Consider the following 13,484-nt stretch of genomic DNA (forward strand, 5'->3'; position numbering starts at 1 on the left):
CAGTAAAAGGAGGCGGAAAATGAGCAATCGCATTGAGTGCCGGCTGGTTTCCAGCATGACCAAGGTGTTCGCCGATGCGGCCCCGGCGCCGCTGACCGGGGGGCTGACGGTGCTGCAGGGGGAGCCGGCGGCGGTTCAGGTGGCGTACACCGCCACGGCGCTTGATGGCACCTTCGCGGCGGTCACGCTGGCCTCGCTGCCGGCGGCCGACATCCGGCAGGTCGGCCTGGTGCCGACCACGCTGACCCAGTGGCCCAACGTCGACGACGGTTACCTGCGCACGGCGCCGGGGCTGTTTCCCGACCCGCTGGTGGCGGGCCAGCTGCGGGCATACCGCGGCCAGTGGCGCGCCGCCTGGCTGCGGCTCGACACCACCTACCTGCCCGCGGGGCAGCACCGGTGGCGCATCGCGGTGCGCACCGAAGACGCCGAGCCGCAGGCGCTGTGCGTGGACCTGACGGTGGTGGCGGCCCAGGCCAAGGCGCCCGTGCTTTGGCACACCGAGTGGTTCCACGTCGACGCGCTGGCCCACTACTACCACCTGACGCCGTACGAGCCGGCGCTGTGGGCGCGCATCCGCGAGTTCGTCGCCTTTGCGGTCGCACGCTGCGGGGTCAACACGCTTTTGACCCCGCTGATCACGCCGCCTTTGGACACGGCCGAGGGCACAAGGCGGCTGAACGTGCAGCTGGTGGCCGTGGCGGAGCCTGCGCCCGGCCGCTTCACCTTCGACTTCGCCGCCCTGCGCCGGTGGTGTGCGCTGTGCCGCGAGCTCGGGGTCGCAAACCTTGAGCTGCCGCCGCTGTTTTCGCAGTGGGGCGCCAAAAGCGCGGCTAACGTTCAGGTTGACGGGCGCTGGCGGTTCGGCTGGGCAACCCCGGCGACGGATCCGGATTACGTCGCGTTTTGGCACCAGCTGCTGCCGGCGGCCCGGGCAGTGTTCGCCGAGTACGGCTACGACAACGCGCATTTGTTCTACCACGTCTCCGACGAGCCCGGGCAGGACGCACGCGCCCAGTACGCCGCGGCGCGCGCCGGCGTGGCCGACCTGTTCACCGGCTGCACGGTGATGGACGCGGTGTCCGACCTCGGCCTGTACCAGGCGGGGTTGGTGCAGCTGCCGGTGGTGGCCGACGACGCGCTTGCGCCGTTTCTGGCCGCCGGGGTGCAGAAGATGTGGACGTACTACTGCTGCGCGCAGGGCGACCGCGTACCCAACCGCTTCTTTGCGCTGCCGAGCTTCCGCAACCGGGTGATGGGCGTGCTGCTTTACGTCACCGGCATCCAGGGCTTCCTGCACTGGGGCTACAACTTCTACAGCGCCGCTTTGAGCACCCACCCGATCGACCCGTACGCCGTCACCGACGCCGACGGGTTCTTCCCGGGCGGCGACCCGTTTCTGGTGTACCCGAGCCAAAACGGGCCGGTGTCGAGCATCCGAAACGAGGTGCAGATGATGGGCCTGGCCGACCTGGCGCTGCTGCAGCAGCTGGAAGCCAAGATCGGCCGCTCAGCGGTGCTGGCGCTGGTCGCGGCGACCGCCGGGGGCGCGCTGAGCTTCACGGACTTTCCGCAAAACGCGGTGTGGCTCGACCGGCTGCACGCGCTGGCGGCGACGCGGCTGGCCGACGCCTGAGCCACACCGTGAGTTGTCCACAGCCGGTCACAACGCGCGCACGGCGGCGGGTTATCCACCTGTGGGTAACCCGCCGTTTTTGCGTGGCTTTCGCCCGCAAGCCGGGGACAAGTGGATAATTGCTGGGGACAAGCGCGGGTTTGGGGGATAACTGGGCCTTAGTGGTGGACAACGCGGCGAAAAGTGGTAGACTTAAGCACAATTCGCACCGAGAAAGGTGGTTATCCACATGTCACTGCCCATCACCGACTACGACGCCGCCGTCGAGGCCGTCATCGCGCCCAACCGCGGCGAGGGCTTCGCCGTGCCGCCGCGGACGCTTTTGGCCTTCGTCAACGACGCCAACTTCGCCGCCTTCCTGGGCGCCCACCCGCACCGGCAGGTCGCCGAGTACGAGACCATCGCCAAGCACTACCGCGTCTACGCGCTGACGATTGAAGACGAAGAGATTGGCCTGTGCCAGGCGCCGCTCGGGGCGCCGGCGGCCGTGCAGCTGCTGGACTTTCTGATCGGCTACGGCGCCCGTACGGTGGTGGCGGTCGGCTCCTGTGGCGTGCTGGTTGACACGCCGGAGAACCAGCTGATGGTCGTGACCGCGGCCCTGCGCGACGAGGGCACGTCCTACCACTACCTGCCGCCGGCCGCAAGCGTCGCGACGGACGCCGCGCTTTCCGCCCACCTGCTGCGGGCGCTTGCCTCCGGGGCCAAGGCCGTTGCGACCTGGACCAACGACGCGTACTACCGCGAGACGCCAGGCAAAATCGCCCGGGCGCTGGCCGCGGGCTGTGAGGTCGTCGAGATGGAGTGCGCGGCCCTTTGCGCCTGTGCCGTTTTCCGCGGCGCGCGCTTCGGGCAGGTGCTCTTCACCGCTGACAGTCTGGCCGAGCTTGCGGCCTACGACGCGCGCGGTTTCGGTGTTGCGGCGCAGCTGCCGGCCCTCACCGCGGCCGGTGCGGCGCTGGTCCAGTGGCCGGCTGCGCGCTAGGCAAGGCGCCAACTGTTGCCGGCCGGCCGTTGTACTTTGGGCCCATTTCAAGTAAAATAGAAGGTGAACTGGACAGAATAGAGGTGTTAGGAATGAGCACATTGGATCAAACCGTCCACTTTGATTTTCCGGACAACAACCCGAAGAACGTCCGTGAGACGTTAGAGACCGTCTATCAGTCACTCGAGGAAAAAGGGTACAACCCGATCAACCAGATTGTGGGGTACCTGATCTCCGGCGACCCGGCGTACATTCCGCGGTACAAGGATGCGCGTGCGCAGATTCGCAAGTACGAGCGCGATGTCATCATCGAGGAGCTTGTTCGTAACGCGCTGGGCAAGGAGAAGGACTAGATGCGCTTAATGGGCTTGGATGTGGGCTCCAGAACCGTCGGCGTCGCCTTGAGCGACCCGTTCGGCTGGACCGCGCAGGGGCTTGAGATCATTCGAATCAACGAGGACAAGCAGAACTTCGGCCTCGATCGCGTCGCCGAGATCGTGGCGGAGTACGAGGTCACCGAGTTCGTCGTCGGCCTGCCCAAAAACATGAACAACACCCTGGGGCCGCGCGCGGAGAAGTCCAAGGCCTACGGGGCGATGCTTGAGGACCGCTTCAAGCTGCCCGTCGCCTTCACCGACGAGCGCCTGACCACGGTTGAGGCCTCGCGGATGCTGATTGAGGAAGCGGACGCGTCACGCAAACGCCAAAAGCAGGTCATCGACAAGCTTGCGGCGCAGATGATTTTGCAAAACTACCTGGACCGCAGAAGCCGGTCCTGACGGAGGATAACATGGCAGAAGAGAACAACGAGCACCTGCACCCGGGCGAAGACGAGCAACTGATCACCCTGATCGACGAGAAGGGCAACGAGGAACTGTACCAGGTCCTCTTCACCTTCGACTCCGAGGACTACGGCAAAAGCTACGTCCTGCTGTACCCGCAAGGCGCAAGCGAGGACGAGGAGCTTGAGATTCAGGCCTTCTCCTTCACGCCGGACGAGAACGGCGACGCCAGCCAGGGCGACCTCTTCCCAATCGAGGACGACGACGAATGGGCGATGGTCGAGGAGGTCCTGAACACCTTCCTGGCCGACGAGGACGAAGACGACACCGAAGACTAACCACAAGGGCCTTGCTCATCGAGCGGGGCCCTTTTTGAGAGAGGGCGGAGCCGCGCGGGTGTCGCGGGCCGCATAGCGTGGCACCGGCGCTTGGAGCGCACTTGGCTTCAAACGCCGGTGCAAGCTAGGCGCGCCCACGGTGCGCGGCGTAGCCCGTTTGGAAGAGAGGGAGGCGCAAGGCGTACTTAGCCGGTCGGCCAGCGTGAGCCTAGCGTTTGGGCCGGGCTTGGGCCCAGGCGCTAGGCTGAGCTGGACGCACCGGCGTTGCCTTGAGGAGCCCGTTTGAGAGAGGGCGGAACCGCGCGGGTTTTGCGGGCCGCTCAGCGTGCGCCGGTGGATGCCGATGAGGACCAGGCGGGAGTCACCGGTGTTGATTTTGACTGGCGTCACTTGGCCCGTCCGCGAAAGGAGTCCCACCATGTTCGACCTGCACCTCACCAATCCGTTTTGGCTTTATCAGGAGGACCCCACCAAGGACCTGTGCGCGCACGGCACGGTTGAGGTCACCATCGGCGACGCGCGAACCACGCAGGAGGCAACGGTGAGCGCCGCGGCGCTTGAGCTGTTGCGCTCGCTGCAGGACGGGCACGATCCGGTCGTGGCCGAGCTGCAGCTCCTGCCGTGCTGCGGCTTTAGCATGTACCCCACGGCCGACGATCAGGACGTGCTGATCATCGGCTGCCCCGAGGGCGTTGACTGGGGCGTCACGCTGGCGGGCGAGCGCGTCCTGCTGACCCCAGCGGACGGGCCGGCGGTGACGCTGCCCTGGACGACCTACGCCCGGGCGGTCTGCAACTTCGCAGATGAGGTGGCCGCATTTTACGCCGCGAGTGCTGAGAAGCGGCCGGCGCCGGACGATGAGGCGGCCTACGCGATTTTTTGGCGGCAGTGGCACCGGCTGCGGGCCGCGGCGTCAGTGCGGCTTGATTAAGGGTGTAATTTTTGTTCAAGTCGGGCATAATAAAGGCAGAGCGTCGACTGAGTTGAGAGGTGAGGAGAACAATGACACCGAATAAAGAAGATTATTTGAAAATGATTTTTGAGCTGGGCGGTGACACGGCCCTGATTTCCAACAAGCAGATTGTGGCGGGGCTGACCGTCAGCGCGGCTTCGGTGAGCGAAATGATCACCAAGCTGGTCGAGCAGCACTACGTCACCCACACGCCTTACCAGGGCATCAAGCTCACGGCCAGCGGCCAGCAGAAGGCCGCGATGCTGGTACGCAACCACCGGCTGTGGGAGGTCTTTCTGGTGTCGTCGCTCGGCTACCCCGTCGACGCGATCCACCAGGAGGCCGAAAAGCTCGAGCACGCGACGACCCCGGACATGGCCGACCGGCTGGCCAAAATGCTGGGCAAGCCGCAGTACTGCCCGCACGGCGGCGTGATTCCCGACGAGGACGGCCACTACCTCGACCAGAGCCGCGTGGCCCTGGCCAGCCTTGACGTCGGCGCGCACGGCCACATCGAGCGCGTGGTCGACGAGGCGGCGTTGATCGATTACATCTTCGCCCTCGGGCTGCACATCGAGGACCACTTCCGCATCGTCGCCAAGGACGCGCGCACCATTACGCTGCACTCGCGTGAAAAGGACGCGGACCTTTCCGTCGACCTTAGGCGGGCCTCGCACATTTTTGTCGAAGTACAGGAGTAGGAGCTAATTATGTCTGAAGAAACATCTGCAGTGATCATTTTGTTCGGGGGGTCAGGGGACCTCGCGCAGCGAAAACTTTACCCCGCGATGTTCGGCTTGTACAAGCGGGGCATCCTGGCCGCCCACTTTGCGGTGATCGGCACCGCGCGGCGGCCGTGGAGCAACGCGCACTACCGCGACATCGTGGTGGCGGCGGTGGCCGGCGACAACGACCACGACCAGGCCGTCGCCTTCTCGGAACATTTTTACTACCAGTCCCACGACGTCACCGACGCCGAGCACTACATCACGCTCAAGGAGCTGGCCGCGACGCTTGACGCCAAGTACCAGGCGGCGGGCAACCGGTTGTACTACATGGCGATGGCGCCGGCGTTTTTCGCCACCATCGCCAGCCACCTGAAGTCCGAGGCGCTGCTGACGACTGACGGGTTCAACCGCCTGGTGATCGAAAAGCCGTTCGGCCACGATTACGCAAGCGCCAAGGAACTGAACGATTCAATCACGGCGACCTTCAAGGAGGCGCAGATCTTCCGCATCGACCACTACCTGGGCAAGGAAATGGCCCAGGCCATCATGGGGCTGCGCTTCGGCAACCCGATCATCAAGGCGCTGTGGAACAAGGACTTCATCCAAGACATCCAGATCACGCTGGCCGAGGCCGTGGGCGTCGAGGAGCGGGCGGGGTACTACGAAACCGCCGGCGCCCTGCGCGACATGGTGCAAAACCACGTGATGCAGCTGGTGGCCTGCCTGACCATGGAGGAGCCGACCGAGCTGTCGGCGGCGGCCGTGCACAAGGTCAAGGCCGAGGCCTTCGCCGCGCTGCACCGCTACACCGAAGAAGAGGCCGCGGCCAACTTCGTGCGCGCCCAGTACACCCAGGCGACCATCGCCGGGTCCGACGTGCCGGGCTACCGTGAGGAGCCGGGCGTCGCTGCCGACTCGCTGACGGACACCTTCGTCGCCGGGCGCATCCTGACCGACCTGCCAGACCTCGCCGGCGTGCCGATCTACGTGCGCACCGGCAAGCGCCTGACCCGCAAGTCCACGCAGGTCACGGTGACCTTCAAGCCTGGCGCGGCGGGGATGTTCGGCGCTCAGCCGGCCGCGCACCTGACCATCTACATCGAGCCGACGCAGGGCATCACGCTTGAGCTCAACGGCAAGCAGCTGGGCGCGACCAACGCCCTGGTGCCGCAGAACCTGGACTTCCGCCACGACAAAAAGGCGGCCCAGGCCGCGCCCGAGGCCTACGAGCGCCTGATCGGCGACGCCCTGCACGGCGATCAGACCAACTTCAACCACTGGGTGGAGCTGGCCGCGACCTGGCGCTACATCGACGTGATCCTGGCCGCCTGGGCCAAGGACGACCAGATGCCGACCTACGCCGCCGGCACGATGGGGCCCAAGGCCGCGTTTGACCTGCTGCAAAGGGACGGCCACGACTGGTTCTGGCAGCCGACCCGCATCCAGATGGCAGACTGAGTCACCGAAAGCGAGACGCCGCGCAGTTGCGCGGGGCCTCGCTTTTTGTCCCAGAGCGGCGTGCGGCGGGTTTAGCCCACCGGCTAGCGTTAGGCCAGTGCTTGGGCCGCACTTTGGCCCGAGTACTGGCCTGAGCTGGACGAGTGGGCGTTGCCGCACGGAGCTCGAGGATGACCAGAACGGCGCAACGCGGACTTAGCCGGTCGGGTAGCGTAAGCCTGGTACTTGGGCCGCACTTTGGCCCGAGTGCCAGGCTTAGCTAGACGAACCGGCGGTGCGTTGCGGAGATCGACGATAACCCGAGCGGAGAACCGCGGGTTTAGCGGGACGGGTAGCCTAGCGGGTGCATTGGGGCGGTCTTGGCCCCGGTGACCGCGCGTAGCTAGCCGCGCCCGCGTTGCGGTTTGCAGCTCGACGAGACCAGAGCGGAGAACCGCGGACTTAGCGGGACGGGTAGCCTAGCTGGACGGGTGCGCCCGCCGCCGTCGTCGCCCCAGCGAAAGGAGGGCACCATGCTTGAACTGCCGATGAGAAACGACACGTCGCGCAAGATCATCCACGTCGACATGGATGCCTTTTATGCGTCCATCGAGGAGCGCGACAACCCGAGCCTCAAAAGCCGCGCGCTGGTGATCGCCCACGACCCGCGCCAAACCGGCGGCAAGGGCGTGGTGACCACCGCCAATTACGTCGCGCGCCAGTTCGGCGTGCACTCGGCGATGCCGGCCAACCAGGCGCTGCGGCTAGTCCCCAAGCGCCTGCTGACGTTCAAGGACCCGGACTTCACGACCTACCGCGCCGTGTCCGACCAGATTCACGGCCTTTTCCACCAAGTCACCGACCTGGTCGAGCCGGTCGCCTTGGACGAGGCGTACCTCGACGTGACCGCCAACCACCAGTTTCGCACCACCATCGCGCTGGGGCTGTGGCTACAAGACCAGATTCGCCGCGAAACCGGGTTGACCAGCTCAATTGGGCTCTCGTACAACAAGTTTTTGGCCAAGGAGGCCTCCGAGTACAACAAGCCGCAGGGGCGCACCATCATCCTGCCCGAGCAGGCGCAGGCGTTCCTGGACCGGCTGCCGATCGCGGCCTTCCGCGGCGTCGGGGCCAAGACGGCGCCGGTGCTTGAGGCGATGGGCATCGTCGACGGCCGCACGCTGCGCACCTTCAGCCAGGAGCAGCTGATCACGCGCTTTGGCAAAATGGGCCTGCTTCTGTACCAGCACGCGCGCGGGGTGGACAACCGCCCGGTGGTGGTCCGAGACGCCAAGTCGATCGGCAAGGAGCGCACCTACCAACCCTTTTTGGCCAGTGAAGACGCAGTTCAGCGCGAACTGGACCGCCTGGCGCAGATGGTCGCGCAATCGTTGGCCAAGCACCAGAAGCACGGCAAAACGGTGGTGCTCAAGGTGCGCGACGCGGACTTCAACACCCTGACCAAGCGCATGACGCAGGACGCCTACTTCAGCGGGGCGGAGGCGATTCTGGCCGCGGCCAAGCAGCTGTGGCAGGGGCTAGACCACCGGCCGGAGCGGGTGCGCCTGCTGGGCATCACGCTGACCGCGCTTGATCCCCAACAATATGAGAACATTGATTTAAAACTGTAGCAATACAGGCAGTGAAATGGCCGTCATCTGTGGTATACTCAAGAAAAGACTGTATAGATGGAGCGGAGACAATGGCGACTAAACATGAACAGATCCTGAATTACATCGCAAGCCTGGGCGTCGGCACCAAGATTTCGGTGCGCACCATCGCCAAGCACCAGAAGGTCAGCGAGGGCACGGCCTACCGGGCCATCAAGGAGGCCGAAAACACCGGGCTGGTGTCCACCATCGAGCGGGTCGGCACGATTCGCATTGAGCAAAAGCCGGTGAACAACATCGACTCCCTGACGTTCCGGGCGCTGCTCACGCTGATCGACGCCAAGGTGCTCGGTGGCTCCGCGGGCTTGGACAAGAAGCTGGATAAGTTCGTGATCGGCGCCATGACGCCCAGCGAGATGACCCGCTACATCACCAAGAACTCGCTGGTGATCCTGGGTAACCGCGAGGACGCCCAGCAGGCGGCCCTGCACAACGGCGCGGCAGTTCTGATCACCGGGGGCTTCATGACCTCAGACGCGGTGATCGCGCAGGCCAACGCGCTGTCTTTGCCGGTGCTTCAGACCAGCTACGACACCTTCACCGTCGCCACGATGCTCAACCGCGCGCTGTCCGACCAGGCGATCAAGCAGGACATCCTGACCGTCGCCGCCATCTACACGCCGCTTGAGGAGACCTGCACCGCCACGGCGCTCGACACGGTCGCCGACTTCACCCGCCTGCGCGCGTCCCGCGCGGACTTCGTGCTGCCGGTGGTCACCAACTCCGGGCGGCTGGTGGGGATGGTTACCCCGAAGCTGGTCGCCGGCAAGAAGGCGACGACGCCGCTTGAGCGCGTGATGGTCAAAAACCCGCAGACCGTGCGGCCGTACCTGAGCGTCACCACGGTCGGGCACACCATGCAGGGCAACGGGCTGAACGTGCTGCCGGTGGTCGACGATGACTGGCAGCTTTTGGGCATCGTCACCCGCGCCAGCGTGTTCGCGAGTCTTGCGGACCTCGGCTCCGACTCGGTGGGCACCACCATCGCCGATTCCGTGGCCGCGCAGCTGGTGGTTGCCAAGGTGCAGCCGGCGGTCGGCGCGCGCTTTGAGCTGCACACCACGCCGATGATGACCAACAAGCTCGGCACCCTGTCCTTCGGGGTGATGAACGAGGCGATCAACGCGGTGGTCACCCATTTTCTCAACGAGAACGGGCGGCGCAACGTGCTGATCGAGCAGCTGTCCCTGCACACGTTCCGGCCGATTCAGCTGGAGTCCACCGTGCAGATCACGCTGCGAACGCTTGAGATGACCCAGCACGAGGGGTCCTTCGACATTGAACTGCAGACGGACGGGCTGCCGGTGGCCAAGGCCATCGTCACCTGCCAGCTGCTGGAAAGGAATTCACGATGATCCAAGACGACATTTTGCAGGCAATCGACGCGGCCGACACCATCATCATCCACCGCCACGTCAACCCGGATCCGGACGCGCTGGGCAGCCAGGGCGGCCTGGCCGCGGCGATTCGCGCCGGCTACCCGGCCAAAAAGGTGCTGCTGGCCGGCGGGCCGGTGGGCAACCTGGCCTGGCTGAGCACCATGGATGAAGTCGAAGACGCCGATTACGCGGGTGCTCTGGTCATCGTGTGCGACACGGCCAACCAGCCGCGCGTCTCCGACCCGCGCTTCGGTGAAGGCGCCAAGCTGATCAAGATCGACCACCACCCCAACGACGACGCGTACGGCGACCTGCAGTGGGTGGTGCCTGAGGCCAGCTCGACCTCCGAGCTGCTCTTCGACCTGATCCAGGCAAGCGACCACCTGGTGCTCGACGCGGCGGCGGCGCGGCTTTTGTACGCCGGCATCGTCGGCGACACTGGGCGCTTCCTGTTCAACAACACCACACCCCACACCCTGGAGGTCGCCGCGGCCCTGATCAAGCAGGACTTCGACCCGACCGCCCTGAACAACCGCATGAACCAGATCACCCTGGCGCAGGCGAAGCTGCAGGGCTACGTCTTCAACCACCTGACCGTCACGCCGGACGGCGCCGCGTGGGTGGTGATTCCGCTCGCCACCGTGCAGGCGCTCGGCCTGACCGCCGACCAGGTGCACGCCGCCGTGGGCACCCCGGGTCGCCTGGACTCGGTCGTCGCCTGGGCGATGTTCGTCGAGCAGGACGACGCCCCGTACCGCGTCAACCTGCGCTCCAAGGGGCCGGTGATCAACGACCTGGCCCGCGCACACAACGGCGGCGGCCACCCGCTGGCCTCCGGCGCCAAGGCCCAAGACCTCGAGGAGGCCGCTCAGATTCAGACCGCGCTGTCCGCACTTGTCACCACCTATAAGGAGACCCTTAATGCCTGATTTTACCCAGTTCAACCTCAAACCCTTCCTGATGGCGGGGCTTGACGCCGCGCAGATCAAGGCGCCGACGCCGATTCAAGAGCAGGTGATTCCTGCCGTCTTGAAGGGCCAAAGCGTGATCGGCCAAAGCCAGACCGGCAGCGGCAAGACCCACGCGTTCCTGCTGCCTTTGCTCAACGGCATCGACACGACCAAGGACGCCGTGCAGGTCGTAATCACCGCCCCGTCGCGCGAGCTTGCGACCCAGCTGTACACCGTCGCCACGGCGCTGGCCGCCGCCAACCCGGAGCTGCGCGTCCAAAACTACGTCGGCGGCACCGACAAGACCCGCCAGATCGACAAGCTGAAAAACCAGCAGCCCCACGTCGCCATCGGCACGCCGGGGCGCCTGCTCGACCTGATCAAAGACGACGCGCTGGTCGCCCGCACCGCCCACGCCTTCGTGGTCGACGAGGCCGACATGACGCTTGACATGGGCTTTTTGGCCAGCGTCGACCAGATCGCCGGCGTGTTCGGCGCGGACCTGCAGATGCTGGTGTTCTCCGCGACCATTCCGGCCAAGCTCCAGCCGTTCTTGAAGAAGTACATGCAAAACCCGACGGTCATCGAGATCAAGCCCAAGACCGTGATCGCCGACACCGTCGAGAACCTGCTGGTGTCGACCAAGGGCCAGGACAAAAACGAGCTGATCTACAAGCTTTTGACCATGGGCGAGCCGTTCCTCGCGCTGGTGTTCGCCAACACCCAGGCCGCGGCCGACGCGATCCACCGCTACCTGGTCAACCAGGGCCTGAAGGTCGCCAAGATCCACGGCGGCATCAAGCCCCGCGAGCGCAAGCGCATCATGAAGGAGGTCGCGGACCTCAAGTTCCAGTTCGTCGTGGCCACCGACCTGGCGGCGCGCGGCATCGACATCGACGGCGTGTCCCTGGTGATCAACGCCGAGATCCCGAACGACTTGGAGTTCTTCATCCACCGCGTCGGGCGCACCGGGCGCAAGGGCCTGCCCGGCACCGCCATCACGCTGTACGCACCGGGCCAAGAGGCGCAGGTCGCCGAGCTCGAGCACATGGGCATCCACTTCACGCCGAAGAGCTTCAAGAACGGCGCTTTGGTCGATTCCTACGATCGCAACCGGCGCGCCGCGCGCAAGCCGAAGACCGAGGAACGCAGCCTCGCAATCCGCGGCCTGGCCAAGAAGGAAGCCAAAAAGAAGATGCCGGGCTACAAGAAGAAGATTCAAAAGGCCGTGGCCGAGGAGCGCCGGCGCAACAACAAGATCAAGAAGCGCGAGGAGCTGCGCGCCACGCGCAAGAAGAACAAGAAGAACTAGCTGTGACGGCGCGGCGAGAAGCCGCGTCGTTTTTGTTTGGGTAGCGGGCGGGGGCCCGCGGATGGGAGGACCACATGGCAGAGCTTGCACTACTGTTCCCGGAGTGGAACGCACTGGACGACAAGGCGCGGCAGTTCGCGGCCGCGCAGCTCGGGCGCTACTTTTTGAGCCCGCTTCTGGCGGTCGACGCGATCGAGCCGGTGACGGTCGCCACCTTCGGCCAGACGCTGCACACCTTCGACTTCCTGATTGCCGGCGAGTGGCTGCGCTTCGTGCCGGGGGCGGCCGGGGTGCCGCTCGGCGTCACCTGGCCCTTGCCCGAGCCGATGCAGGCGGTGGGGCGGGCGCTTGGGCTCAACCAGGCGGCCGCGGAGAACCACCTGAGCCCGGCCGGCCGCTTCGACCTGCCGCCGATGCTGGTCGCCCGCACGCCGATCGAAAGCGCCCTTGAGGTGATCGGGCAGCTGGACTTCATCACCGGCAAGTTTCGCGGCAACCTTTTGGCCTACACCAAGCTCGCCGGCTCGGTCCAGTCGCTGCTCACGCCAGGGCCGGACGGCAGCCTGCCGCCGGTGATCGAGACGGATCAGCTCAGGCTGCGCCAGGCGAGCGCCACGGCCTACCAGGTCGCGCTCAAGCACGACTGGGACCTGCCGCAGCTGCAGCACCGGCTCGGCGGGTTTGGCTTCGCCCTGGCCAACGAGCGCGAGTACGAGTACCTGATGGGCGGCGGCTTCCCGCAGCTTTTCGCCTGGGGCAACCAGCTGCCGGGTGAGCTGAACTTCGTGCCCAATCGCTTCGGGCTGACCGTGCCGTTGCGCCGGCCGGGCAGCGAGCTGATCGCGGAGGGCTGGGCCAAAAGCCGCGCGCTGGCCGGCCAACCGACGGGGCAGGGCCGCCTGGCGCTGTCGCCGTTCTACCGCGCCACGCCCGGGCCCTTCGCCAAGACGATGTACCGCAAAATCGTGCGCATCGCGCTGTGAGGGCCTGGCGGCGGGTGTCCGGCACGAACCGGTCCCGCTTCGGGGCGCCACCGCTGCACGGCGGGTGAGCGTTGACTTAACCCGGGCGCCTGAGGTCTATTGACACGCCCGCCGACACAACGTAGAATTAACGCGTTAGGATATGCGATGTGAGCGGCTTCCCATCCAGAAAATGGGGCAGCGCTGAGAGCCCCGTGGCCCGCTTGTCTCGTGCTCCCTGATAGACAATTTCACAACGTAATTAAGTGGTAAACGATGAACATCGTTGCAAACAAGGTGGTACCGCGCGCAAGCGTCCTTGGATTGCAGCGGTGTCTTTTTATTTACCGGAG

The 13,484-nt window shown here is 65.5% G+C and carries 13 protein-coding genes; all 13 read left to right on the top strand.

Annotated elements, in window-relative coordinates:
- Positions 1–19 precede the first annotated feature (19 nt).
- The 13 genes from LE416_RS11240 (at position 20) to LE416_RS11300 (ending at position 13,152) form a co-directional block, all read left to right on the top strand.
- Positions 20–1,636 (top strand): DUF4091 domain-containing protein, encoded by a 1,617-nt coding sequence (locus LE416_RS11240; protein WP_225048876.1) that lies wholly within the window; start codon positions 20–22, stop codon positions 1,634–1,636.
- A 229-nt stretch (positions 1,637–1,865) separates the two neighbouring features.
- Positions 1,866–2,621, top strand: a complete 756-nt coding sequence (locus LE416_RS11245) for a nucleoside phosphorylase (protein WP_225048877.1) — start codon at positions 1,866–1,868, stop codon at positions 2,619–2,621.
- 92 nt (positions 2,622–2,713) lie between these two features.
- Entirely contained in the window at positions 2,714–2,974 is a 261-nt protein-coding gene (locus LE416_RS11250; protein ID WP_225048878.1) for an IreB family regulatory phosphoprotein, read from the top strand.
- A complete protein-coding gene (gene ruvX, locus LE416_RS11255; RefSeq protein WP_225048879.1) occupies positions 2,975–3,400 on the top strand; it encodes a Holliday junction resolvase RuvX in 426 nt (141 codons plus the stop codon). It begins immediately after the preceding gene.
- An 11-nt stretch (positions 3,401–3,411) separates the two neighbouring features.
- Positions 3,412–3,741 carry a DUF1292 domain-containing protein gene (locus tag LE416_RS11260; RefSeq protein ID WP_225048881.1) on the top strand — a complete coding sequence of 110 codons (330 nt, stop codon included), beginning with the start codon at positions 3,412–3,414 and terminating at the stop codon, positions 3,739–3,741.
- 418 nt (positions 3,742–4,159) lie between these two features.
- Entirely contained in the window at positions 4,160–4,672 is a 513-nt protein-coding gene (locus LE416_RS11265) for a hypothetical protein (protein WP_225048883.1), read from the top strand.
- 71 nt (positions 4,673–4,743) lie between these two features.
- Positions 4,744–5,394, top strand: a complete 651-nt coding sequence (locus LE416_RS11270) for a metal-dependent transcriptional regulator (protein WP_225048884.1) — start codon at positions 4,744–4,746, stop codon at positions 5,392–5,394.
- Positions 5,395–5,403: 9 nt separating this feature from the next.
- Positions 5,404–6,879 carry a glucose-6-phosphate dehydrogenase gene (gene zwf, locus LE416_RS11275; RefSeq protein WP_225048885.1) on the top strand — a complete coding sequence of 492 codons (1,476 nt, stop codon included), beginning with the start codon at positions 5,404–5,406 and terminating at the stop codon, positions 6,877–6,879.
- A 512-nt stretch (positions 6,880–7,391) separates the two neighbouring features.
- The gene (gene dinB / locus LE416_RS11280) at positions 7,392–8,489 is read left to right on the top strand and encodes a DNA polymerase IV (RefSeq protein WP_225048886.1); all 1,098 of its coding nucleotides are present in this window, start codon (positions 7,392–7,394) and stop codon (positions 8,487–8,489) included.
- A 71-nt stretch (positions 8,490–8,560) separates the two neighbouring features.
- A complete protein-coding gene (locus tag LE416_RS11285; RefSeq protein ID WP_225048887.1) occupies positions 8,561–9,883 on the top strand; it encodes a DRTGG domain-containing protein in 1,323 nt (440 codons plus the stop codon).
- Entirely contained in the window at positions 9,880–10,836 is a 957-nt protein-coding gene (locus LE416_RS11290) for a DHH family phosphoesterase (RefSeq protein WP_225048890.1), read from the top strand. The genes LE416_RS11285 and LE416_RS11290 overlap by 4 nt, the downstream gene beginning before the upstream one ends.
- Positions 10,829–12,169: a DEAD/DEAH box helicase gene (locus LE416_RS11295; protein WP_225048891.1), complete on the top strand. Its 1,341-nt coding sequence runs from the start codon at positions 10,829–10,831 to the stop codon at positions 12,167–12,169. Before LE416_RS11290 ends, LE416_RS11295 begins: the two co-directional genes overlap by 8 nt.
- Before the next feature lie 74 nt (positions 12,170–12,243).
- Complete coding sequence (locus tag LE416_RS11300; RefSeq protein WP_225048892.1) at positions 12,244–13,152, top strand: hypothetical protein; 909 nt, start codon at positions 12,244–12,246, stop codon at positions 13,150–13,152.
- The last annotated feature ends 332 nt before the right edge of the window (positions 13,153–13,484 follow it).

Origin of the sequence: Lacticaseibacillus kribbianus, from assembly GCF_020180945.1 — a bacterium.
In the GTDB taxonomy this organism is placed as follows: Bacteria; Bacillota; Bacilli; order Lactobacillales; family Lactobacillaceae; genus Lacticaseibacillus; species Lacticaseibacillus kribbianus.